The following is a 22,115-nucleotide window of genomic DNA, read 5'->3' on the forward strand; positions in this document are numbered from 1 at the left end:
AAGGATGAGCGCATATATGCAACAAGGTAACCATGAATGATTCGCTCTTTTGGGTCGGTACGAGCTGGAAGATGAACAAGACATTGGCGGAGGCGATCGCTTTTGCCGAGCGCATGCTTGCCAGCCCCGACGATCCGCGCATTCAGTGCTTCGTGATTCCGCCGTTCACCGCGATTCGGGAAGTCAAATCCATTCTCGCGGAGACCGGCGTCAAGGTCGGCGCGCAAAACATGCACTGGGCCGAGCACGGCGCCTGGACCGGCGAAATTGCTGCGCCGATGCTGGTCGATTGCGCAATGGACCTGGTCGAACTCGGCCATTCCGAACGGCGCGAGCATTTCGGCGAGACCGACGACACCGTTGGCCTCAAGGTCGAGGCGGCCGTGCGCCATGGGCTGACGCCGTTGATCTGTATCGGCGAGACGCTGACCGACAAGCAAAGCGGCCGCGCTGCAGAAGTGCTGGCTGCCCAGGTCCGTGGCGCGCTGGCAAGACTCGGTCCGCAACAGCGCGCTGCGCCGATTCTGCTCGCGTACGAGCCGGTGTGGGCGATCGGCGAACACGGCGTGCCTGCGAGCCCCGACTATGCCGACGCGCGCCAGGCGGAAATCAGTCAGGTCGCCCAGGCGATCCTCGGCCGCCGCGTACCGTGCCTTTACGGCGGCTCGGTCAACCCCGGCAACTGCGCCGAACTCACGGCCTGCCCGAATATCGACGGGCTCTTCATCGGTCGTTCGGCGTGGGAGGTGAGCGGGTATCTGGACATTCTGAAGCGTGTCGGGGCAGTCCTTTGACCTCGATGCGGGCTTGCAAACCCTTATTCTCAAGGAGATCGTCATGAAGGTGGCCATTGGAGGCGACAGCGCCGGAGTCGGTTTGGCCCGCGTGCTGGCCGACTATCTGAAAGATCGCTTCGACGTTTTTGAAGTGTCGAGCAACGAAGCGAATCCGCATGAGTTTTACGCGAATCTCTCGGACCGCGTGGCATCCGGCGTGATCAGCGGCACGTACGACCGCGCGATTCTCGTATGCGGCACCGGCATCGGCGTCAGCATATCGGCGAACAAGGTGCCGGGCATTCGCGCCGCGTTGTGCCACGATACCTACTCCGCGGAACGCGCGGCGCTTTCGAACAATGCGCAGATCATCACGATGGGTTCGCGCGTGATCGGACCGGAGGTGGCCAAGGCCATTGCCGACGCTTTTCTGGACAACACGTTCGACGAAAACGGGCGAAGCGCGGGCAACGTCGCGGCGATCAACGAGGTGGATTCGAAATATCACCACCGGTGACGTTGCCGTCGATGCCATGGATGCTTTAAGAGACGCTTTCGGCAAGGCCGACTCACGCGCGCCGCTTCACGCCCGGTAGCACGCACAACGCTTCGTATGCGAGATTGGCGGCAAGCAGGGCAGTGGTGCCGAACGGATCGTACGGCGGTGCGACTTCGACTACGTCTGCGCCCACGAGATCGAGCCCCCATGCGCCACGAATGATTTCGAGGGCTTGCGGGACCGTCAGGCCCGCGATCTCCGGCGTGCCGGTGCCGGGCGCGTAAGCCGGGTCGATGCCGTCGATATCGAAACTCAAATACACCGGTCCTGGGCCAACGCGCTCGCGCACCTCCGCCATTAGCGGTTCGAGCGAGCGGTTCCAGCACTCCTCGGCCTGCACCACGCGAAAACCCTGTTCGCGGCACCAGTCGAAGTCTTCCGCAGCGTAGCCGGTGCCGCGCAGACCGATCTGCACCACGCGCCGGCAGTCGAGCAGGCCTTCCTCGACCGACCGGCGAAACGGTGTGCCGTGCGCAATCTTCTCGCCCATCATCGTGTCGTTGACATCCGCGTGCGCGTCGACGTGTATCAGGCCGACTTTGCCGTGCTTGCGATGAATGGCACGCAGGACCGGCAGCGTGATCGTATGGTCGCCGCCTAGCGTGACCGGCGTTGCGCCGTAACCCAGGATGGCGTCGTAGGCAGTCTCGATCCGTGCGATCGAATCCGAGAGGTTGTACGGATTGATCGCGACGTCGCCGATATCCGCGACGCGCAGCGAATCGAACGGCGCGGCGCGTGTCGCCATGTTGTACGGGCGCAGCAACACCGACTCGCTGCGGATCTGGCGCGGCCCGAAGCGTGCACCGGTGCGATTCGATGTGCCCAGATCGAATGGCACGCCGACGAAGCATGCATCGAGCCCTTCGGCATTCTGCACGTTGGGCAGACGCATCATCGTCGCGATCCCGCCGCAGCGCGGCATCGCGTTGCCGCCCAGCGGCTGGAAGTACTCCATATCCATGATTCGCTCCAGTTTCATTCGGTTAGACGCCTAAAACCCGTCACTGAATGCATTTTCCGCGCGCGGGCGGCACACGAACAATCGAAAGAATTTCATGCCACGCATGTCTGCCAGTCATGGATCGGCGTAAACCCCAAGGCTTTCCTCTGGTCATGCAGGAAGCTCATACACCTCATGAAAACATATCGATTGTCCGCGCCGCGTGGCGCCGCCGAGAATGATCTGGACAACGACGCAACGGCGTGTGCATAGGTCAACCGGGCCGGCATCCGCATCGGGCGGCACCAACCAGGAACGCGAGCATCCATGAACTATCCGGAATTTACCGCCAGCTTCGAGGAAGCCGGCGCGCGGCCGATTCAATGGCCCCATCCCACGGGACTGACCTGCGGGGAGGCGCTCGTCACCCTGCTCGAAGGATACGGTGTCCAGTACGTTTTCGGGATCCCGGGCGTGCATACGGTCGAGCTTTATCGGGGTCTCGCCGCTTCGTCGATTCGCCACGTCACGCCGCGCCATGAGCAGGGTGCGGGCTTCATGGCGGACGGCTATGCGCGCGTGACCGGAAAGCCGGGTGTGTGCTTCATCATCACCGGGCCGGGCATGACGAACATCGCGACCGCGATGGCGCAGGCCTATGCCGACTCCATTCCGATGCTGGTGATATCGAGCGTGAATGCGCGCCGCGACCTCGGCAATGGAGACGGACGACTGCACGAACTGCCGTCGCAGCGCAACGTGTTCGCCGGGCTCACCGCGTTCTCGCATACGCTGCTCGACGCCGCGGAACTGCCCCAAGTGCTGGCCCGGGCATTTGCCGTTTTCGGCGGCGCGCGGCCGCGTCCCGTGCACATCGAGATTCCGCTGGACGTGATCGTCGCGCCCGCGCGCGGCGTGAACCTGACGCCAGCCGTGCTGCCAGCGAAGCCGGCGGGGTGCCCGGCCGCCCTTGCGGCGGCGGCAGACCTGCTTGCGACGGCGCGTCGGCCGCTGATCCTCGCAGGCGGTGGCGCGTTGCATGCCGCGGCCGAACTGCGGGAACTCGCCGAGCGTCTGCAGGCGCCGGTTGCACTGACGATCAACGCGAAGGGCCTGCTGCCGCCGGGACACCCGCTGCTGCTCGGCTCGACGCAATCGCTGCCGCCAACGCGGGCGCTGGCCCGCGAAGCAGACGTCGTGCTGGCAGTCGGCACCGAGTTGGGCGAAACCGACTACGACGTGGTGTTCGACGGCGGCTTTTCGATTGAAGGCCGACTGATCCGCATCGACATCGACCCGCAGCAACTGATGCGCAACTTCAGTCCCGACGTGGCCATCGCCGCCGATTCGCGGCAAGCGCTCGGCAGCCTGTCGACGCGGCTGCACGAATGCATCGCCCCGGCGCGTCAGCGCGATTGGGGCGCGCTGCGGGTCGAGCTCGCGAGGCAGGCAGTGGAGGCTGCCTACGATGCGCCGACGCGTTCGCAGAAGCGCCTTGTCGACACCCTCACCGCCGCGTTGCCACACGTCATCGTCGCGGGCGATTCGACCAGCCCCGTATATACGGGCAACTTCGTGCACGACGCACCGCAGCCGCGTTCATGGTTCAACTCGTCGACCGGCTACGGCACGCTGGGCTATGGGCTTCCCGCGGCGGTTGGCGCGAAGCTCGCCGCGCCCGATCGCTCCGTGGTTTGCCTGATCGGCGACGGCGGGCTGCAGTTCACGCTGCCGGAACTCGCCAGCGCGGTTGAAGCGAGGGTGCCCGTAGTGGTTCTCTTGTGGAACAACTTCGGCTATGGCGAGATACGGCGCTACATGACGGCGCGCGATATCGTGCCGGTCGGCGTCGATATCCACACGCCAGATTTTCTCGCGCTGGCGCGCGCGTTCGGCTGTGTCGCCGCTCGCGCGGATACGCCCGAGGCGCTTGCTGCCGAGCTGAGGCAGGCCGTATCGCGCGACATCCCCACCGTGATCGAAGTGAACGAGGCCGACTGGTTTGCAAGGGTGCCGGCATGAAACATGCATGATGGGTTCGAGCCGGGCGCGACCCTGCATACGCAGCTCTACATCGACGGCCTCTGGTGTGCGGGCGAGGGCGGCCACCGCCTGCCGGTCGTCAACCCATCGACAGAAGGGACGATTGCCCAGGTCGAGGCCGGCAACGCCACCGATGTCGATTGCGCGGTGCGTGCCGCCGCACGCGCTTTACGCAGCTGGAAGAAGACGACCGGCGCGCAGCGTGCAGCGCTGCTTCGTGCGATCGCGAGCGGCGTGAGCGACCGGCGCGAGCATCTGGCGGCGCTCCAGTCGCTCAACAACGGCAAGCCGCTGGACGAAGCGAGAAGCGACGTGAGCGATGTCGTCGCCACGTTCGAGTACTACGCGGGCCTCGCCGAACAATTCGACGCAAGCGGCGAATCCGCCGTCGCGATTCCCAGCGACGCCTATCAGGCGACCGTCCGGCGCGAGCCGGCAGGCGTGGTCGCGCTGATCGTGCCATGGAATTTCCCGATGGTCACCACGGCGTGGAAGCTCGCGCCCGCGCTTGCGGCCGGCTGCACGGTCATTCTCAAGCCATCCGAAATAACGCCGCTGCCCGAGCTGGAGCTCGCGGCGATCATCGCACACGCGGGTGTGCCGGGAGGCGTGGTCAATGTCGTGACGGGCACGGGCGCCGAAGTCGGAGCGCCATTGGCGGCGCACCCGCTCGTCGCGAAGGTTTCCTTTACCGGGAGCACGGCCGTCGGCGCGCAGGTCATGAAAACCGCTGCCGACACGATCAAGGGCGTGAGCCTGGAGCTGGGCGGAAAGTCCTCCATCATCGTGTTCGCCGATGCCGATCTCGATCTTGCCACCGATCTCGTTGCGGGCGGTGCGTTCTTCAATGGCGGCCAGATGTGCTCGGCCACTTCGCGTGTGCTGGTCGAGCGACCGCTAGCGGACGCACTCGCCGCGCGTCTTGCCGACCGGGCAAGGCGCACGGTCGTGGGCGATCCGTTCAGGCCCGGCGTGCAAATGGGGCCGCTCGCCAGCCGCGCGCAGTACGAACGCGTGCAGCGTTACATCGCGCGAGGCAAGGCGGACGGCGCGCGGCTCGTGATCGAAGGCGAGGCGCCAGCCGGTCCCGGCTACTTCGTGAAACCGACCATGTTCGTCGATATTCCGACCGAAGGCCCGCTGTGGCGCGAGGAAATCTTCGGCCCCGTGCTGTGCCTGCGCAGTTTCGATACCGAGGACGAGGCCATCGCAACGGCCAACGATACCGAGTTCGGCCTCGTCGCCACGGTCGTCACGCGCGATGCCGGGCGGGGCGGGCGAGTGGCGGCCGGGCTGGAAGCGGGCGTTGTCTGGATCAACGCGCCGCAGATCATCTTTCCTCAGACCTCATGGGGCGGCTACAAGCGCAGCAGCATCGGGCGCGAACTGGGTCCGTTCGGGCTCGCCGCCTTCCAGGAGATCAAGCAGGTGCTTATGCCTGCCGGGGCCGCCGGCACGGCGCACTGCATTCACGGTGCATGAGCTTTTGTCATGGCGCGCATGCAGAGATTTCGTTTGTTGCGGGTTTTTGACGCACGTAGAGTCCATTCACGCAGCACATTCGCGTGATTTCTGGTAATGGCAGCGCGCATTGGGCAGTGCCCATACGGTTCAATCAGGAGATGACCATGCAGGGGATCAAGCTGGGGAGAAGGCAGGCCATGAAGGCAATCGGCACCGCTCTGGCGGCATCGACGTTGCCCATGCCGTTCATCAGTACTGCCAGGGCACAGGAGAAAGGCCACGCGGGCAAGACCCTGCGGCTGCTCACCTGGTCCGACGATACCGGCGCGGCGGCCCTGCGCAACATCGCGGCCACGTTCAGCCAGAAGACCGGCGCGCAGGTCATCGCCGACCGCGCCGACGGCACCTCCGGCATGGTCGCGAAGCTCAAGGCTGCCGGCGACCGGCCGACCTACGATGTGATCACGCTTGCCGGGGTGGGTGCCTCCGGTCTCGCCGATGCGGGCCTGCTGATGAAGCCGGACCTGAACAGGCTGCCAAACCTGAAAGACGTCGCGCCGCAGTACCGCACGGGCGCCAACGGATTCGGCGTCGGCTACCTGCTGTGGTCGGACGGCCTCATCTACAACACGTCGACCGTCAGGACCGCGCCTTCGACGTACGAAGCCCTTTGGGATCCGAAGTATGCAGGACGCCTGTTCCTGCCGCCGCCCGAGTGGGCGGAGGCGGTCGATCTCGCGATCATCGCGGCGAAGATGGCGGGCGGCTCGCAGCAGAGTATCGATCCGGGGTTCAGGAAGCTCGCCCAGTTGAAGGACCGTGTGCTGACGCTCGGCGAAAACCCGAATCAGGTCGCCGATCTGTTCCGCACCGGCTCGCTCGACATCGGCGGCATCTATGCGCCGGCGTTCTTCCCGGAGCAGATCCGCAAGCCCGAGTACAAGATGGCCGTGACCTACGGCATGAAGGAGGGCTTCGCTACCCAACTGATGTTCACGGTGATTCCGAAGTCGCATCCCGGCGATACCGATCTCATCCACGCATTCATCAACCATTCGCTCGATGCCGGCGTGCAGGGCCGCATGGCTGCCGACGTGCTCAACGGTCCGGTGAATTCGCGCGCGGTCATTCCCGCCGAGAGCCGCGCCTTCGTGCCGTCGCCGCAGCAGATCGCCGAGAAGGCCGTGCTTCACGACGACAAAGCGCTCGCCGCGTTGCAGCCTGCGTGGATCAAGCGCTTTACCGAGATCTTTTCCGCGTGAGCGCCATGTCAGCCCTCTCTTCACGCCGCGCGGACGCGCCGGCGCCGGCCGGGGAATCGGCAGCCCAGCCCGGCACGGCAACTGCGCTGCCGCGCGTGCCGCCGTTACTGCTGCTCGCGCCGATCCTCGCGTTTCTTGCGGTGCTGATCGCGGCGGCGCTCGCGGTACTGCGCATGAGCTTCGGTGTCCAGGGCAACGAGTGGCATGCCTTCACGCTCCAGAACTACGTCGACCTCGGGGACGCCTACTTTCTGCGCTCGCTCTGGCTGACCTTGCGGCTTGCCTTTCAGAGCATGATCGCTGCCGTCGTGCTGGCGATTCCAGTGGCACTCGCGATGGCGCGTACCCAGTCGCGCACCGCGCGGCGCCTCCTGCTGGCCGGCGTACTGCTGCCGCTGCTGGTCAACCTGCTGCTGCAGGGCTACGGGTGGCTCGTGATACTGGGACCGGCTGGCCTCGTCAATCACACGCTCATGGCGGCCGGCCTGATCGGGCGTCCGGTGTTGTGGCTGTATCGCGAGAACGGCGTGCTGCTCGGACTGATTCAAACGGCTTTTCCGCTCGCCGTGCTTCCCATGTCGAGCGCGATGCGCGCGGTGTCGCGCTCGTACGAAGAGGCGGCGGCCACCCTCGGCGCAAGCCGCTGGCAGACGCTGCGCCACGTGATGCTGCCGCTGGCGATGCCAGGCGTCGTCTCAGGCGCGCTGCTCGTGTTCGCCTATAACGCGAGCGCGTTCGCGGTGCCATTGCTGCTGGGCGGACGCCGCGTGCCGATGCTCGCCGTGCTGGTGCACGACCAGGTCGCGCCGTTGCTGAACTGGCCCGCCGCGTCTGCCTCCGGAGTCGTTCTGATGGCCGCGACGCTTGCGGTGATGGCTGTCTCGCAACGGCTGGTGCGCAACCTGCAACGCCATGCGGAGTCCCGCTCATGAATGCCTTGCGTATTCCCCTGACGATGCCCAGCCGCCTCAGCCGCGTGACCGGATGGTTCGCGACCATCGTGCTGTTCCTCGCCGCGCTGCCGATCCTGACGATGATCACGATGTCGTTCGGCAATGCGGACACGCTCGAATTTCCGCCGCAAAGTTTCGGCTTGCACTGGTATCGGGCCGCATGGCACACCTTCGTGTCGCCCGATGCGAGCGACGTGCTGTCCATGGGCACCGCGCTCACGACGAGCCTCGTCGTGGCGGTTTCGACCATGTTCATCGCCACGGCCGTCTCCGTGCCCGCTGCCTATGCGCTCTCGCGCTACCGCTTTCGCGGCAAGGCAGTGATCGAGCAACTGGTCGCCTTGCCGCTCGTCTATCCGCTGGTGATGCTGGGGCTTTCGCTGCTGCTCGTTTTCAATGTCCTGCCGGTGGATCTGGGCGTGGGGCGGCTCGTCGTTGCACACGTCATCCTGGCGTTGCCGTTCACGGTGAAGAACTGCGCGGCATCGGTTGCGTCGATCGGACCGGAATTCGAGGAAGCCGCCTGCGTGATGGGCGCGAGTCCGCGGCGCGCGCTCGTTGACGTCGTGCTGCCGCTCATGCGCCCCGGGATTCTCGCCGGCATGCTCTTCGCGTTCATCATTTCGTTCAACGAGTTCACAGTGACGTTCTTTCTCTATGGCATCAACACGATGACGCTGCCGGTCTGGCTCTACAGCCGCACCGTTTCGTCGCTCGACCCAACCGTGTTTTCGTTCGCGGTCTTCATCGTGCTGATCGACTTTGCCTTGATCTGGCTGCTCGAAAAGCTCGTCGGCGACGAAGGCGTGGCGCTCTGATCGACCCTCTCACGCGGTCCCCGGGCACAAAGGAACTCTCATGACCCATCTGTCTTTGCAAGCCATCAGCCGGCGCTTTCACAATACGTTCGCGCTCGACCACGTCGACCTCGACGTTCCGGACGGCAAACTGGTGTGTTTTCTCGGGCCGTCCGGCTGTGGCAAGACAACCCTGCTGCGTATCATCGCGGGTCTGGAGACGCCGACGTCCGGATCGGTGATGTTCGCGGGGCGCGACCTCACGCATGTGCCGGCCAACCGGCGCGACTTCGGCATGGTGTTTCAGTCGCTCGCGCTCTTTCCGCATATGACCGTTGCGGCGAATGTCGCCTATGCGCTGCGCTTGCGCGGCGTCGACAAGAGCGCACAGGCGAAGCGCGTGGCCGAACTGCTCGAACTGATCCAGCTTCCGCACATGGCGAACCGGCCCGTTACGCAGCTTTCCGGCGGCCAGCGCCAGCGCGTGGCGATTGCGCGTGCGATTGCCTCGTCGCCGAAGCTGCTGCTGCTCGACGAGCCCCTTTCGGCGCTCGACGCCAAGCTGCGTGAAGCGATGCAGGTCGAGATTCGCCTGCTGCAACAGCGGCTTGGCATTACGACGATCATGGTCACGCATGACCAGCGCGAGGCGATGACGATGGCCGACGAGATCGTCGTGATGCAGAAAGGACGCATCGCTCAGGTCGGCAGGCCGCTCGATATCTATCGTGACCCTGTGAACGAATTCGTGGCGGACTTCATCGGCCTCGGCAACATCTTGCCCGTAACGCTCGCTGACGATGCCGGCATCGCGCTGCCGGGCGGTCAGCGGATCGCCGTCAATGCGGCGATGCGCGCGCCGCATTGCACGGGCGACATTCGCCTGCTGATTCGCCCGGAGGACGTGTGTGTGCGGCCAGCGACTGCGAATCCCGGTCCGAACGCCGTCGCCGGCACGGTGACGTTTGTCCGCGATGTGGGCGCGCAGATCGAAGCGACGATCGATTGCGACGGCTTTACGCTCACCGCCGCCACGACGCCGCGCGAGACGCCGGACCTCGAAGTGGGGCGGCCAGTGCTGGCCGAGATGCCGGCCCATGCGTGCAGGCTGATTCCGGCGCACACCACGCACTGACCTTCACCGTTGAAACCCTTTACCCCCATGTCAAGCAGCTGCAAGGAGATACCCGTCATGAACACCCCTCACGTCACCACGAACCCCATCCAGCGCCTTGCGGCTCGCACCGTCGCGGCCGTCGTGCTTGCCGGCGTGGCCGGCCTCAGCGCATTCGCACCGCTCGCGCATGCGGATGCCCTCGACACGATCACGAAATCGGGCGTCGTGCGTGTCGGCGTATTCGAGGACTATCCGCCGTTCGGATCGATCGGGCCCGACATGAAGCCGCAGGGTTACGACATCGACGTGGCCAATCTGATCGGCAAGGCCCTGAACGCGAAGGTCGAACTCGTGCAGGTGACGGGCGACAACCGCATGGCCTATCTGGCGGACCACAAGGCGGACCTGCTGCTCTCGGTTGGCCAGACACCCGAGCGCGCGAAGGTAATCGACTTCTCGCAGCCGTATGCGCCGTACTATCTCGCGGTATTCGGTCCGAAATCGCTGCCCGTGAAAAATGCGGGCGATCTGGCCGGCAAGACGGTTGCCGTCGCGCGCGGCACGCTCGAAGATCTCAGTGTGTCCAAGGTGGCGCCGCCCTCCGCGGTCATCAAGCGCTTCGACGATCCAAACGGCGCGATCTCCGCATTCCTGTCCGGTCAGGCCCAACTGCTCGTGGTTGGCAACGATGTCGGCGCGACCATCATGGCCCGTCATCCCGCCAACGATCCTGAGCAGAAGCTCTCGTTGTTCAGCTCTCCCGATCACGTGGGTCTGAACCAGAACGAGCCGCGCCTGAAGCAGAAGGTCGACGACGCCATCGCGGCCGCAAAGAAAGACGGCTCGATGAACGCCATCTCGCTCAAGTGGCTGCGTGCTCCGCTGCCGGCCAGTCTTTAATGCGCTGCGGTTCCCGCTTACCTGAACAACAGACGGCGCAGCGATGCCTTACACATTCGACTTTAGTGACTTCGGTCTTTACGCGGGCATGCTTGCGCGCGGCGTGGAAGTGACGCTAGGCCTGACGGCGGTCTCCACGGTGCTGGGCGGCCTGCTCGGCATTGCCGGCGCGAGCCTTGCCGTCGCGGGCCCGAGGTGGGTGCGCGCGCTGGTTGCGTCCTACGTCGAACTGATCCGCAATACGCCATTTCTCGTGCAGCTCTTTTTCGTGTTTTTCGGGCTGCCGGGTCTGGGCGTGCAGATCGGAGAGATGCAGGCGGCGGTATTGGCCATGACCGTGAATCTGGGTGCGTATGCGACCGAGATCGTGCGCGCCGGCATCGACTCGATCCCCCGCGGCCAGCGCCAGGCGGCAATGGCGCTCGGCTTGCAGGAGCGGCAGGTATTCCGCCATGTCGTGCTGCCCCAGGCGCTCGCCAACGTCTTTCCGGCGCTGCTGGGCCAGGTGCTGATCGTGATGCTCGGCTCAGCCGTCGTCTCGCAGGTTTCCGTGCCCGACCTGACGTACGCAGCCAACTTCATCCAGTCGCGCAACTTCCGTTCGTTCGAGAGCTACGTGATCGTCACGGTGATCTATCTCCTGCTGTCGATCGTGCTGCGGCTCTTTATCAACCGGCTCGGCAAGGGCCTCTTTGCCGGACGTACGGCGCGCGGCGCCGGCGCCGCGCGCACGCCACTGGGCTCGTGGTTTTCCGGTCGCGCCCGCATGGCGGCATCCAGCCTTTCGAAGGAGCGTTCGTAATGGTCGAGTTCACGCTTTGGGATATCGCGCGCAATCTGCTGCTCGCCGCGCGCTGGACCGCTCTGCTCTCGCTTTGCGCGTTCGTTGGAGGCGGCATCGCGGGCCTCGTGCTGCTGGCAATGCGCGTGTCGCCAGTCGCCTGGCTGCGTCGCATCGCCGTGCTGTACGTCGAGCTGTTTCAGGGCACGCCACTGCTGATGCAACTCTTTCTCGCGTTCTTCGGGCTGCCGCTCGTGGGCGTCGAAGTTTCGCCGTGGCTGGCCGCAACGGTGACGCTCACCCTGTACACGAGCGCCTACCTGGCCGACATCTGGCGCGGGTGCGTCGAAGCCGTGCCACGAGGGCAGTGGAGCGCCGCGGCCAGTCTCGGCATGGCATGGCCTCAGCAACTGCGTTACGTCGTCTGGCCGCAGGCATGGAAGATCGCCGTGCCGCCTACAGTCGGCTTCCTCGTGCAGGTGGTCAAGAGTACGGCGCTCACGTCGATCATCGGCCTGACCGAGCTGACCAAGACCGGAACCATGATCACGAACGCCGTGTTTCGTCCGTTCCCGATCTACGCAATGGTCGCTCTGCTGTACTTCGCGATGTGCTTTCCGCTCACGTGGTATGCGCGTGTGCTCGAAAGCCGCTACCAGCGCGCCCGTCACCGCTGAACGCATGAATATCAACGCTCTTCAGAAGCAGGTCTCGACATGATTGGCATTAGCAACGTATCGAAGTGGTACGGGCAGTTCCAGGTGCTCACCGACTGCACGACGACAGTGAAAAAAGGTGAGGTCGTCGTGGTGTGCGGCCCGTCGGGCTCGGGAAAATCGACGCTCATCAAGACGGTCAACGGCCTCGAACCGTTTCAGAACGGCGAGATCAGGATCAACGGCGAGTCGGTTGGCGACAGGAAGACCAATCTGTCGAAGCTGCGCTCGAAAGTGGGCATGGTTTTTCAGCATTTCGAACTATTCCCGCATATGTCGATTACGGAAAACCTCACGCTCGCGCAAGTGAAGGTGCTTGGCCGGCACAAGGACGAGGCCGCCCAGAAAGCCCTGGGGCTGCTGCAGCGCGTCGGCCTGCGCGCGCACGCGGACAAGTTTCCCGGCCAGCTCTCCGGCGGTCAGCAGCAGCGTGTTGCGATTGCCCGGGCGTTGTCGATGGACCCGATCGCGATGCTGTTCGACGAGCCGACCTCGGCACTCGATCCGGAGATGATCAACGAGGTGCTGGACGTCATGGTCGAACTCGCCCAGGAAGGCATGACGATGATGTGCGTCACGCATGAGATGGGCTTCGCGAAGAAGGTGGCGAATCGTGTGATTTTCATGGATCAGGGGTGTATCGTCGAAGACGATCTCAAGGAGGCGTTTTTTGCGCAGCCGAAGTCCAGCCGCGCGAAAGACTTCCTTTCAAAGATCCTTCATTAGCCTGGACACGCGAGTCCGGACACGCGAATCCCATGCGACGCCTTCCTCCACTCAACGCACTGCAGGTATTCGAAGTGGTGGCCCGCCACCGCAGCTTCACCTGCGCTGCGGAGCATCTGTGTCTCACGCAGGGAGCGGTGAGCCGGCAGATCCTCTCGCTGGAGGACTACTACAAGTTTCCGCTTTTCATCAGAGGAAAGAAGGGGCTCACCCTGACGACCGAAGGCGAGATGTTGCTGCCCGTCGTGAGGGAGGGGCTCGGGCGCATTGAAGAGATGTCGCTGCGCCTGACGCGGCAGCGCACGGATCTCGCAATGAAGGTGCCGACCTGCATCATGCGCTGGATGCTGCCGAGAATCATGCGGTTTCAGGCGGAGCACCCCGATTTGCTGGTGCAGATCACGGCCACCTGGCAGCATGACGTCGACTTCCAGGTCGAGCTGTTCGACGCCGCGATTATCTACGGTTCGTCCCCAGGGGCCGACGTTCACGCGGTGCCGCTCTTCGACGAGCGGATCACGCCGGTCTGCGCGCCGGAACTGCTGAACAGCAAGCCGCTCGCACAGTTCGACGATCTCTCGCAATTCACGCTGCTGCACCCGACGCGAGACCATCGTGACTGGAGGCAATGGCTCGATCAGGTCGGCGCGACCCAGGTGGATGCGAACATGGGGCCGAGTTTCGAAACACTCGATCTGGCGACGAACGCGGCCATGCAGGGCTTCGGCATCGCGATCGGCGACCGGACGCTGGTCGATGACGATCTCGTCGCGAAGCGGCTTGTCATGCCGTTCGACAAGGTGATCGAAACGGGCGCGCGCTATTACTTTGTCTATCCCGAGTGCGTGGCGCATCAGCCGAAGGTGAAACGCTTCAGCGAGTGGATGGCCCAGAATCGCCAGCGACAACCGGCGCTTGCGCCCGTATGAGAACCGCCTGGCGAGCGCCGCTGACTCGGCTCCTCAGGCCCGCCTCGCCGCTTCATGCGCCTTGTCGCGTGCCAGCAGCGGATAGGCGAGCGCGCAAATGTGCGACTGGATGCGCACGAGATCGCGCAGCACGTCGAGGTTCAGCCAACTCGAGGCCATGCTGTCCGGCTGGCCGTCGCGCAGCCGTTCGAGGTGGCGCTCGATGTGCTCATGACGTTGCCGCCGTGTATGCCGCAGTCACTCCCATGGCATGGACCAGGTTCTGACGTTGGTGTAGCTCTTCATCGCCTCGACCATGCCTTCCTTGTAGCCGTTGCCGGAGTCCTTGATGCCGCCGAACGGCGACATCTCGGTGCGGTAGCCCGGCACTTCCCAGACGTTCACGGTGCCGACCTCCAGTTCGTTGACGAACTTCGTGGTGTAGTCGAGCCGGTTCGTGCAGACGCCCGAGGAGAGGCCGTAGGCGGTCGAGTTCGAGATGCGGATGACTTCCTGTATCTGGTCAGGAACGCGAATGATCGGGATCACCGGGCCGAAGGTCTCTTCGTGCACGAGTTCGCAGTCGTAGGGCACGTGATCGACGACAGTGGGGGCGAACAGCGCGCCCTGGCGCGGGGCGCCGTAGAGCACGCGTGCGCCGTGCGCTTCGGCGTCGGCCACGCGGCGCTCGAACAGTTGCGCGGCCGCTTCGTTGATGACCGTCCCCACGTCGACGCTCGGGTCCATCGGGTCGCCGCACTTGAGTTTCTTCGCGTGCACGAGCACACGCTCGACGAAGGCGTCCGCCACGCTTTGCACTACGAGAATGCGCTTGACGGCCGTGCAGCGCTGGCCGGAGTTTTTCGTCGCGCCCGTCACCGCGAGCAGCGCGGCACGGTCGAGGTCGGCGTCTTCCATGACGATGAGCGGGTCATTGCCGCCCAGTTCCAGCACGGTGCGGCGGTAGCCCGCGTGCTGCGCAATGTACTTGCCCACGCGTACCGAGCCGGTGAACGTGACCAGGTCGCAGTGCGGGTCCGTGATCATGCTGTCGCCCATCGTGCGCGGATTGCCGGTGACGACGCTCAGCATCTCGGGCGGCAGGCCCGCTTCGTAGAGGACGTCGGCGAGCGCGAGCGCGGTGAGCGGCGTGAGTTCGGTGGGCTTGAGCACCACCCGGTTGTTGGTCGCAATGGCCGGCGCGAGCTTGTGGCTCACCATGTTCAGCGGATGGTTGAACGGCGTGATGGCGGAAATCACCCCGAGCAGCGGCAGACGCGTCGTGAAGATCTTGCGGTTCTTCCCGTTCGGGCTGATGTCGCACGAATAGACTTCGCCATCGTCCTTGATGGTGAGCTGCGCGGCAAACGACCAGACATCATAGGCGCGGCTTGCTTCGTAGAGCGAATCTTTCCAGCACAGACCCGACTCCGCGGTGATGAGGCGCGCGAAGTCCTCCTTGCGCTCGCGCAGCGCTTCGGCCGTGGTCTGGAGGATGCGCTGACGCTCGAAGCGCGTGAGGTGCGCTCGCGCGGCGTGGGCTTTGGCGAACGCTTCCTGCACGTGTTCGGGGCGGCCCGCGGGCACGGTGCCGACCACTTCGTTCGTATAGGGGTTGAAGACTTCGATCACTTCGTCGGTCGAGACCTGCCGGCCGGCGATGCGCATGGACTCCTGCCTGAATGCGGGTTTGGTCATGACGTTCATCGCATACCTCGTTCCATGATCCGGTTAGGTACGCCCCGCGCGCGAATGCGAGCGGCGGCGTGCGGGAGTATTCGTGTTGATACGGGTGTCAAGCGGCGGCGGCTTGTGCGACGTGGTTCAGCGCGACGTCGAAGATGTCGAAATTGCGCAGCGGGCGTCCCTGCGGCCAGTCGATCTTGCGGTTGACGATGAGCGGCACGTCCTGCTCCGAGATCCCGCCATGCGAGCGCAACGGCTCAGTCAGGCCGGAGAAGTCGTGGCGCGCGGCGCTGGTGCCGAACACCTTGGCGCGCGTGCCGACCACGACGATGTCGCCGATCCGGTCGGGCGGCAACTCGAAGCGCTCGCATGCCGCATCGCTCGTCAGCGCGAGTTGCACGCCTTCGGTGTTGCGCAGCTTGTCGAGCAGCGTCGCCGCGGCAGCCGCGTCGGTGCCCTCGGGCAGGTAGACGGTGGCGAACGAGCCGAGCGCCCCGTGGTGCGCGACGTAGGGGTCGGTGATCGGCAGGATCACGCGCGCACGGCCCTTGCCGGTCCACTCGTCGAACAGATCCTCCAGGTAGAGCACGTCGGGCTCGCCGCCCGCGCGGTGCTTGTCGTTCATGCCGTGGTCCGCCGTGATCGCGAGCACGCAGCCGGCGGCGTCGAGCTCGCCCACGTAATGGTCGAACATCGCGTAGAAGTCGTTGGCCTTCGGCGCTCCCGGCGCGGCCTTGTGCTGCACGTAATCGGTTGTCGAGAGATACATCAGGTCCGGGCGGAACGTATCGAGAAGCTTCACCCCCGCGGCGAACACGAACTCGGAGAGATCGGCGGAGTAGACGTCGGGCAACGGCTTGCCGACGAACGCGAGCACGTCGCCGAGGCCGTTTTGCTCGCGTGTCGCCTGATCGGCCTTTTCGGCCGAGAACGCGATGGCGCGGCCGCTCGCGAAGTCGAGGCCCTTGCCGAGCAGCGTGCGCAGTTTGTCCTTCGCGGTGACGACTGCCACCTTCGCGCCGGCGTCGTGGAACGCCGCGAAGATCGTCGGGGCGCGCAGGAAGCGCGCGTCGTTCATCATGACTTCTTCGCCGCTCGCGCGGTCGTAGAAGTAATTGCCCGCGATGCCGTGTACTTTCGGCGGGCGGCCCGTGAGAATCGAGAGATTGTTCGGGTTGGTGAAGCTCGGAATCACGCACTGTGCAATGCGGCTCGTGCCGGTGCGCAGCAATTTCGCCAGATGCGGCGTGCGTCCTGCCTTGACGGCCTCCTCGATATATGCCGGCTCTGAGCCGTCGAGGCAGATCACGACGACGGGCGCGGCGGGAAAGCGGTATTCGCGGCCGTTCACGGCCACTGCGGTGTCATTCAGCGTGCTCATTGCGTCTCCGTTCAGGCGGTCTTTTCGATCGGGTCGTGTACACCGATGCCGGTTGCGCCCATTTCCTGAAGCACCTCGCCGATTGCGGCGAGTGCGGCGCGGATTTCCTTTTCGCCGATCCGGCCAATACAGCCGATGCGGAACGAGTCGGCCACGGTGAGCTTGCCCGGATAGATCACGAAGCCGCGCGCCTTCAAACTTTCGTAGAACCGGGCAAAGACGAAGCGTGGGTTCTCGGGCATGTGGAACGTGACGATGATCGGCGCCTGCAGCGCGTGCGCGAGCAGCGGCCTGAAGCCGAGCGCGCGCATGCCTTCGAGCAGGATCCGGCAGTTGTTGCGATAGCGTCCCCCGCGGCCGGCAACGCCGCCTTCGGCATCGAACTCGTCGAGCGCCTGGTGGAACGCAGCGATCACGTGCGTGGGCGGCGTGAACCGGTACTGGCTCGTCTTCTCCATGTTCAGCCACTGGTCGTGCAGGTCGAGCACGAGCGTGGTGGCGTTGCCCTGGGTGCGCTTGAGCGCCTCGATCCGGCAGATCACGAAGCCCAGACCCGGTACGCCTTCGATGCACTTGTTGGACGATGCGGCGAGCGCATCGATGTGCATGGCCCGCACGTCGATGGGCAACGCGCCGAAAGCACTCATCGAATCGACGAGATAACCCTTGCCGTACCGGGCCGCGAGTGCGCCGATCTGCGCAATGGGGTTGAGAATGCCGGAGGTCGTCTCGCAGTGAACGGCGAACACGTGCGTGATGGACGGGTTGCTCGCCAGCAGCGCCTCGACCGCGGCGAGGTCCGGCGGCGTGTCCTCGGCGGTTTCGTGCACCACCGTCTTGCGCCCGGCGATGTCGAGAATGCACTTCGCCCGCTTGCCATAGGCGCCATTGATCAGCACGAGGACTTCGCCATCGGCGGGCACGAGGGTCGTGAGCATTGCCTCCACGGCGAATGTGCCCGAGCCTTGCATGGGCACGCTCGCCCAGTCGTCCGATCCATTCGCAATCCTGACGAGTCGCGTGAGTACCGAGCGGTTGATTTCGATGAAGTTCGCATCGCGCGACCCCCAATCGTGAACCATGGCGGCTTTGACGGTGCGCGACGTGGTGAGTGGGCCGGGTGTGAGCAGCAGCGGATCGCCGGTTTCTGAAGCCGCAGGGGAGGAGGCCGTGGAAGATGCCGTCATGGGGTGTCTCCGTGATGGTCTGTTTTGACGGGGTGGCTGCGCGTTGAACTCACTTTAGGTTGCGCAACAAAAACAGTCAATATGCCACTATTTGCCACAATACCGGGAGATACACGCAGATGCTGGCAGTGACTGCGTGGCTTACCATCTCGCGAAACTCGGCTGGAGCGACATCGTCCTGCTCGAACCGATGACCGTCCGAACCTCCTGGGAGCACGCTTTGGAACCGACCCCGTATCAACCTGACTTCGGGCTCGAAAGTTGCTGCACCACAGCGCGGATTCGCCGGGCTAACAACCGGGCGCACATGGGCGGGCAACAATGGACTCAAACGTAACAGACGGCATCTGTCATGAAACGCGCAGCATGAAAGAACGAGCAACTGTGGTGTGCTGGCAGCGAGGACGGATTCTCCTCGTCGAACGGGGACGATCGAGATGGTCGTTGCCCGGCGGCACGATTCGGCGCGCAGAGTCGCCGGCGGACGCTGCCGCGCGCGAACTCAGCGAAGAAACGACGCTCGAGGGCTGCGAGCTGGGGTACCTGTTCCAGTTCGGCGGGCTCAACAAGCGGCACCACGTCTTTTTCTCCGTGCTGCATGACGACGCGCGCCCTGCGCCGGATAACGAGATTCTAAGGTGCCGGTGGTTTCGTCCCCAGAAGGTCTCTACACTGATCACCAGCGTGCCGACCCGGGAAATCGTCAGACTCCTGTTCAGTCACGAAGTGACGCAACCCGCTCTCGTGGGCGCGTAAAGCGCTCTGCCGCCGGGCGGCCTCGCTCCGAGCAGCCCGGTCCAGCCTCGAATCCAGATGCCATTTCCATGCGCGCCGCCCGCAACTATCGGGTGGGCTGATGAATGAGATCGCAAATTGCGAGTTTTCCTATTTGCCGCTCATTTATACGATATTCATTGTCCGCACAGAGTTTGTGCCGTTGCACCGCAAGCGCATCTGGAGAATGGAGCGATGGATCATCAGCCCCGCACGCAGAACGAACAGCTCGAGGTCAAGACCACGACATGCTACATGTGCGCGTGCCGCTGCGGCATACGCGTGCACCTTCGCGACGGCGAGGTTCGTTATATCGACGGCAATCCCGAGCATCCGCTCAATCAGGGTGTGATCTGCGCCAAAGGCTCGTCGGGCATCATGAAGCAGTATTCGCCGGCGCGCCTCACGCAGCCTCTCCTGCGCAAACCGGACGCCCTGCGCGGCACCGCCCAGTTCGAGCCTGTCTCCTGGGAAGTCGCGTTCGACATGCTGGAAAAGCGCCTCGCGCATTTGCGCGCGACCGACCCGAGGCAATTCGCACTCTTCACGGGCCGCGACCAGATGCAGGCGCTGACGGGTTTGTTCGCCAAACAGTTCGGCACCCCGAATTATGCGGCGCACGGCGGCTTCTGCTCGGCGAACATGGCGGCCGGCATGATCTATACGATGGGCGGCTCGTTCTGGGAGTTCGGCGGACCGGACCTCGACCGCGCCAGGCTGTTCTTCATGATCGGCACTGCGGAGGACCATCACTCGAATCCGCTGAAGATTGCGATCTCGAAGTTCAAGCGCGCGGGTGGGCGCTTCATCGCCATCAATCCGATCCGCACGGGCTACGCGGCAATTGCCGACGAGTGGGTGCCGATCCGCCCCGGCACGGATGGCGCGCTGTTCATGGCACTCATGCGTGAGCTTATCGAAGGTAACGCGTATGACCGCGAGTTCGTCGAGCGCTATACGAATGCGGGCGAACTGCTCGATATGCGCGCCGACAGCGACACCTACGGCCTGTTCGTGCAGGACCCGGCGGTCGACGTGCGCAACCCGCTCTTTCCGCAGAATCACATGTGGTGGGACGCCGCGAGCCAGCGCGAAGTGCCGCATCACGCGCCGGGCGTGCGTCCCGCGCTGGAAGGGCGCTATACGCTCGCAGACGGTACACCCGTCGCCCCATCGTTCGAGTTGCTGCGTGAGCAGGTTGCCGGCTGCACGCCGGAGTGGGCGGCGCAGATCACCGGCATTCCCGCAGCCACGATCCGCCGGCTGGCTCAGGAAATGGCCGATGTCGCGCGCGATCAAAAGGTCACGTTGCCGATTCAGTGGACCGACGCCTGGGGCGAGACGCACGAAACCGTGACGGGCGCGCCCATTGCGTTTCACGCCATGCGCGGGCTCGCCGCTCACTCGAACGGCTTTCAGTCGATACGCGGGCTTGCCGTGCTGATGTCGCTGCTCGGCACCATCGACCGGCCTGGCGGCTTTCGGCACAAGTCGCCTTATCCGCGTGCCGTGCCGCCCTCGGCGAAGCCGCCCAACAGCCCCGACGACGTGAAGCCGAACACCCCGCTCGCAAACGGTCCACTGGGCTGGCCCGCCGCGCCCGAAGATCTGTTCGTCGACGCCAACGGCGCTCCCGTGCGCATCGACAAGGCGTTTTCGTGGGAGTATCCGCTCGCCGTGCATGGTTTGATGCACAGCGTCATTACGAACGCGTGGCGGGGCGATCCGTATCCCATCGATACGCTGTTGATCTTCATGGCCAACATGGCGTGGAATTCGTCGATGAACACGGTGGAAGTCCGCAAGATGCTCGCGGACAAGCACGAGAACGGCGACTACAAGATTCCGTTCATCGTGGTGTGCGATGCGTTCCAGTCGGAGATGACGGCATTCGCCGACCTGATTCTGCCCGACACGACCTATCTCGAACGCTACGACGCGATGTCGATGCTCGACCGGCCCATTTCCGAATTCGACGGTCCGGTGGACTCCGTGCGCGTGCCCGTCGTCCCGCCGACGGGCGAATGCAAGCCGTTCCAGGAAGTGCTCGTCGAACTGGCAAGCCGCCTGAAACTGCCGGCTTTCACGACGCCCGAAGGCACGCGCAAATACCGCGACTATCCGGACTTCATCATCAATCACCAGACGGCGCCCGGCTCGGGCGTGGGCTTCCTGATCGGCTGGCGCGGCAAGGACGGCGACAAGGCGCTGGTTGGCGAACCGAACCCGCGGCAGTGGGAGGAGTACGCGAAGCACAACTGCGTCTACCACTACACGCTGCCCGAGCCGCTGCAGTACATGCGCAACTGCAACGGGCCTTACCTGCAGTTCGCCGTCGAAAAAGGTTTTCGCAAGTTCAGCGAGCCGATCGTCATCGCGCTTTACTCGGACGTGATGCAGAAGTTCCGGCTCGCCGCGCAGGGCAAGACGAAGGGCCGGCAGCCGCCCGAGCATTTGCGCGCGCGCATCGAGCAGTATTTCGATCCGCTGCCGTTCTGGCATCCGCCGCTCGAGCACGACGCGACCGATCACGCGCAGTATCCGCTCGCGGCCGTCACGCAGCGTCCCATGGCGATGTACCACTCGTGGGACTCGCAGAACGCCTGGCTGCGGCAGATTCATGGCGAGAACTATCTGTACATGAATCCGCGCACGGCGGCGGCGCAGGGCATCGAGGACGGCGGCTGGATCTACGTGGAATCGCAATGGGGCAAGGTGCGCTGCCTCGCGCGCTACAGCGAAGCCGTCGAGCCGGGCACGGTCTGGACGTGGAACGCCATCGGCAAGTCGGCGGGTGCGTGGAATCTCGGACCCGACGCCAACGAGTCGCAGCGCGGCTTCCTGCTGAACCACCTGATCGCCGACGAGATTCCAGTCAAGCGCGCCGATCATGCGCGCACGTCGAACTCCGATCCGGTCACGGGGCAAGCCGCGTGGTACGACGTGCGCGTGCGCATCTATCCGGCAGAGGCTCACGCCGACCACACGCTGCCGCAGTTTGCCCCCATGCCCGCGCTGCCCGGCTCCGTCGGCACGAACGGCGCGGGGGGCTTCATCCATCGCGTCGTGCAGACGTATTTCGCCGGGCGAGGCGAGTTTGCCGCGCGTCTTGTGAAAGCCGCGCAACGCAAGTGAACCGGAG

20 protein-coding genes are annotated in these 22,115 nt (G+C 64.5%); 15 read left to right on the top strand and 5 right to left on the bottom strand.

The window, feature by feature from the left end; all coding sequences use genetic code 11:
• The first annotated feature begins 32 nt into the window (after positions 1–32).
• Together BHE01S_RS09390 and derI are read left to right on the top strand one after the other, a co-directional pair.
• Positions 33–794, top strand: coding sequence for a triose-phosphate isomerase (locus tag BHE01S_RS09390; protein ID WP_042263070.1), 762 nt, complete (start codon positions 33–35; stop codon positions 792–794).
• A 43-nt stretch (positions 795–837) separates the two neighbouring features.
• On the top strand, positions 838–1,293 hold the full coding sequence (derI, locus tag BHE01S_RS09395; protein WP_042263293.1) for a D-erythrulose-4-phosphate isomerase: 456 nt from the start codon (positions 838–840) through the stop codon (positions 1,291–1,293).
• Between the two features lie 52 nt (positions 1,294–1,345).
• Here the strand turns inward: derI and speB are convergent, their stop codons facing one another.
• A complete protein-coding gene (speB, locus tag BHE01S_RS09400; RefSeq protein ID WP_042263294.1) occupies positions 1,346–2,299 on the bottom strand; it encodes an agmatinase in 954 nt (317 codons plus the stop codon).
• Between the two features lie 306 nt (positions 2,300–2,605).
• Here speB and BHE01S_RS09405 point away from each other — a divergent pair, with 306 nt between their 5' ends.
• The 11 genes from BHE01S_RS09405 to BHE01S_RS09455 all read left to right on the top strand — a co-directional run bounded on the left by BHE01S_RS09405 (position 2,606) and on the right by BHE01S_RS09455 (position 13,966).
• Entirely contained in the window at positions 2,606–4,300 is a 1,695-nt protein-coding gene (locus BHE01S_RS09405; RefSeq protein WP_084068701.1) for a 5-guanidino-2-oxopentanoate decarboxylase, read from the top strand.
• A gap of 3 nt (positions 4,301–4,303) precedes the next feature.
• Positions 4,304–5,803, top strand: a complete 1,500-nt coding sequence (locus BHE01S_RS09410; RefSeq protein ID WP_042263071.1) for an aldehyde dehydrogenase family protein — start codon at positions 4,304–4,306, stop codon at positions 5,801–5,803.
• Between the two features lie 146 nt (positions 5,804–5,949).
• Positions 5,950–7,047, top strand: a complete 1,098-nt coding sequence (locus BHE01S_RS09415; RefSeq protein ID WP_042263299.1) for an ABC transporter substrate-binding protein — start codon at positions 5,950–5,952, stop codon at positions 7,045–7,047.
• 5 nt (positions 7,048–7,052) lie between these two features.
• A complete protein-coding gene (locus BHE01S_RS09420; protein ID WP_042263074.1) occupies positions 7,053–7,979 on the top strand; it encodes an ABC transporter permease in 927 nt (308 codons plus the stop codon).
• A complete protein-coding gene (locus BHE01S_RS09425; protein ID WP_042263076.1) occupies positions 7,976–8,818 on the top strand; it encodes an ABC transporter permease in 843 nt (280 codons plus the stop codon). Before BHE01S_RS09420 ends, BHE01S_RS09425 begins: the two co-directional genes overlap by 4 nt.
• Positions 8,819–8,858: 40 nt before the next feature.
• Complete coding sequence (locus tag BHE01S_RS09430) at positions 8,859–9,932, top strand: ABC transporter ATP-binding protein (RefSeq protein WP_042263077.1); 1,074 nt, start codon at positions 8,859–8,861, stop codon at positions 9,930–9,932.
• Between the two features lie 57 nt (positions 9,933–9,989).
• Complete coding sequence (locus tag BHE01S_RS09435) at positions 9,990–10,814, top strand: transporter substrate-binding domain-containing protein (protein WP_042263079.1); 825 nt, start codon at positions 9,990–9,992, stop codon at positions 10,812–10,814.
• Between the two features lie 43 nt (positions 10,815–10,857).
• On the top strand, positions 10,858–11,616 hold the full coding sequence (locus BHE01S_RS09440; RefSeq protein ID WP_042263082.1) for an amino acid ABC transporter permease: 759 nt from the start codon (positions 10,858–10,860) through the stop codon (positions 11,614–11,616).
• Positions 11,616–12,272 carry an amino acid ABC transporter permease gene (locus BHE01S_RS09445; RefSeq protein WP_042263083.1) on the top strand — a complete coding sequence of 219 codons (657 nt, stop codon included), beginning with the start codon at positions 11,616–11,618 and terminating at the stop codon, positions 12,270–12,272. Before BHE01S_RS09440 ends, BHE01S_RS09445 begins: the two co-directional genes overlap by 1 nt.
• A gap of 39 nt (positions 12,273–12,311) precedes the next feature.
• Entirely contained in the window at positions 12,312–13,037 is a 726-nt protein-coding gene (locus BHE01S_RS09450) for an amino acid ABC transporter ATP-binding protein (protein ID WP_042263086.1), read from the top strand.
• Positions 13,038–13,069: 32 nt separating this feature from the next.
• A complete protein-coding gene (locus BHE01S_RS09455; protein ID WP_042263090.1) occupies positions 13,070–13,966 on the top strand; it encodes a LysR substrate-binding domain-containing protein in 897 nt (298 codons plus the stop codon).
• A gap of 33 nt (positions 13,967–13,999) precedes the next feature.
• On the opposite strand, the gene BHE01S_RS39520 is transcribed toward BHE01S_RS09455, so the two are convergent.
• From BHE01S_RS39520 to BHE01S_RS09470, 4 genes are all read right to left on the bottom strand, one after another.
• A complete protein-coding gene (locus tag BHE01S_RS39520; protein ID WP_281177750.1) occupies positions 14,000–14,125 on the bottom strand; it encodes a hypothetical protein in 126 nt (41 codons plus the stop codon).
• A gap of 78 nt (positions 14,126–14,203) precedes the next feature.
• On the bottom strand, positions 14,204–15,652 hold the full coding sequence (gene phnY / locus BHE01S_RS09460) for a phosphonoacetaldehyde dehydrogenase (protein ID WP_042263093.1): 1,449 nt from the start codon (positions 15,650–15,652) through the stop codon (positions 14,204–14,206).
• 88 nt (positions 15,653–15,740) lie between these two features.
• A complete protein-coding gene (phnA, locus tag BHE01S_RS09465) occupies positions 15,741–17,012 on the bottom strand; it encodes a phosphonoacetate hydrolase (protein WP_042263095.1) in 1,272 nt (423 codons plus the stop codon).
• 11 nt (positions 17,013–17,023) lie between these two features.
• Entirely contained in the window at positions 17,024–18,199 is a 1,176-nt protein-coding gene (locus tag BHE01S_RS09470) for a 2-aminoethylphosphonate--pyruvate transaminase (protein ID WP_042263096.1), read from the bottom strand.
• A gap of 366 nt (positions 18,200–18,565) precedes the next feature.
• Between BHE01S_RS09470 and BHE01S_RS09475 the strand changes: the two genes are divergently transcribed.
• Entirely contained in the window at positions 18,566–18,955 is a 390-nt protein-coding gene (locus tag BHE01S_RS09475; protein ID WP_084068702.1) for an NUDIX hydrolase, read from the top strand.
• Between the two features lie 213 nt (positions 18,956–19,168).
• On the top strand, positions 19,169–22,108 hold the full coding sequence (locus BHE01S_RS09480) for a molybdopterin oxidoreductase family protein (RefSeq protein WP_042263101.1): 2,940 nt from the start codon (positions 19,169–19,171) through the stop codon (positions 22,106–22,108).
• Positions 22,109–22,115: the final 7 nt, after the last annotated feature.

Source organism: Paraburkholderia heleia NBRC 101817 (assembly GCF_000739775.1).
In the GTDB taxonomy this organism is placed as follows: Bacteria; Pseudomonadota; Gammaproteobacteria; order Burkholderiales; family Burkholderiaceae; genus Paraburkholderia; species Paraburkholderia heleia.

Bases quoted from the DNA above. Each gene is read 5' to 3' on its own strand.
- BHE01S_RS09430 (WP_042263077.1), top strand. From the start codon at position 8,859: ATGACCCATCTGTCTTTGCAAGCCATCAGCCGGCGCTTTCACAATACG.
- speB (WP_042263294.1), bottom strand. From the start codon at position 2,299: ATGGATATGGAGTACTTCCAGCCGCTGGGCGGCAACGCGATGCCGCGC.
- BHE01S_RS09445 (WP_042263083.1), top strand. From the start codon at position 11,616: ATGGTCGAGTTCACGCTTTGGGATATCGCGCGCAATCTGCTGCTCGCC.
- BHE01S_RS09480 (WP_042263101.1), top strand. From the start codon at position 19,169: ATGGATCATCAGCCCCGCACGCAGAACGAACAGCTCGAGGTCAAGACC.
- BHE01S_RS09450 (WP_042263086.1), top strand. From the start codon at position 12,312: ATGATTGGCATTAGCAACGTATCGAAGTGGTACGGGCAGTTCCAGGTG.
- BHE01S_RS09410 (WP_042263071.1), top strand. From the start codon at position 4,304: ATGCATGATGGGTTCGAGCCGGGCGCGACCCTGCATACGCAGCTCTAC.
- BHE01S_RS09470 (WP_042263096.1), bottom strand. From the start codon at position 18,199: ATGACGGCATCTTCCACGGCCTCCTCCCCTGCGGCTTCAGAAACCGGC.
- BHE01S_RS09420 (WP_042263074.1), top strand. From the start codon at position 7,053: ATGTCAGCCCTCTCTTCACGCCGCGCGGACGCGCCGGCGCCGGCCGGG.
- BHE01S_RS09405 (WP_084068701.1), top strand. From the start codon at position 2,606: ATGAACTATCCGGAATTTACCGCCAGCTTCGAGGAAGCCGGCGCGCGG.
- phnA (WP_042263095.1), bottom strand. From the start codon at position 17,012: ATGAGCACGCTGAATGACACCGCAGTGGCCGTGAACGGCCGCGAATAC.
- BHE01S_RS09440 (WP_042263082.1), top strand. From the start codon at position 10,858: ATGCCTTACACATTCGACTTTAGTGACTTCGGTCTTTACGCGGGCATG.
- derI (WP_042263293.1), top strand. From the start codon at position 838: ATGAAGGTGGCCATTGGAGGCGACAGCGCCGGAGTCGGTTTGGCCCGC.
- BHE01S_RS09435 (WP_042263079.1), top strand. From the start codon at position 9,990: ATGAACACCCCTCACGTCACCACGAACCCCATCCAGCGCCTTGCGGCT.
- BHE01S_RS09475 (WP_084068702.1), top strand. From the start codon at position 18,566: ATGAAAGAACGAGCAACTGTGGTGTGCTGGCAGCGAGGACGGATTCTC.
- BHE01S_RS09415 (WP_042263299.1), top strand. From the start codon at position 5,950: ATGCAGGGGATCAAGCTGGGGAGAAGGCAGGCCATGAAGGCAATCGGC.
- BHE01S_RS09425 (WP_042263076.1), top strand. From the start codon at position 7,976: ATGAATGCCTTGCGTATTCCCCTGACGATGCCCAGCCGCCTCAGCCGC.
- phnY (WP_042263093.1), bottom strand. From the start codon at position 15,652: ATGAACGTCATGACCAAACCCGCATTCAGGCAGGAGTCCATGCGCATC.
- BHE01S_RS09455 (WP_042263090.1), top strand. From the start codon at position 13,070: ATGCGACGCCTTCCTCCACTCAACGCACTGCAGGTATTCGAAGTGGTG.
- BHE01S_RS39520 (WP_281177750.1), bottom strand. From the start codon at position 14,125: ATGGCCTCGAGTTGGCTGAACCTCGACGTGCTGCGCGATCTCGTGCGC.
- BHE01S_RS09390 (WP_042263070.1), top strand. From the start codon at position 33: ATGAATGATTCGCTCTTTTGGGTCGGTACGAGCTGGAAGATGAACAAG.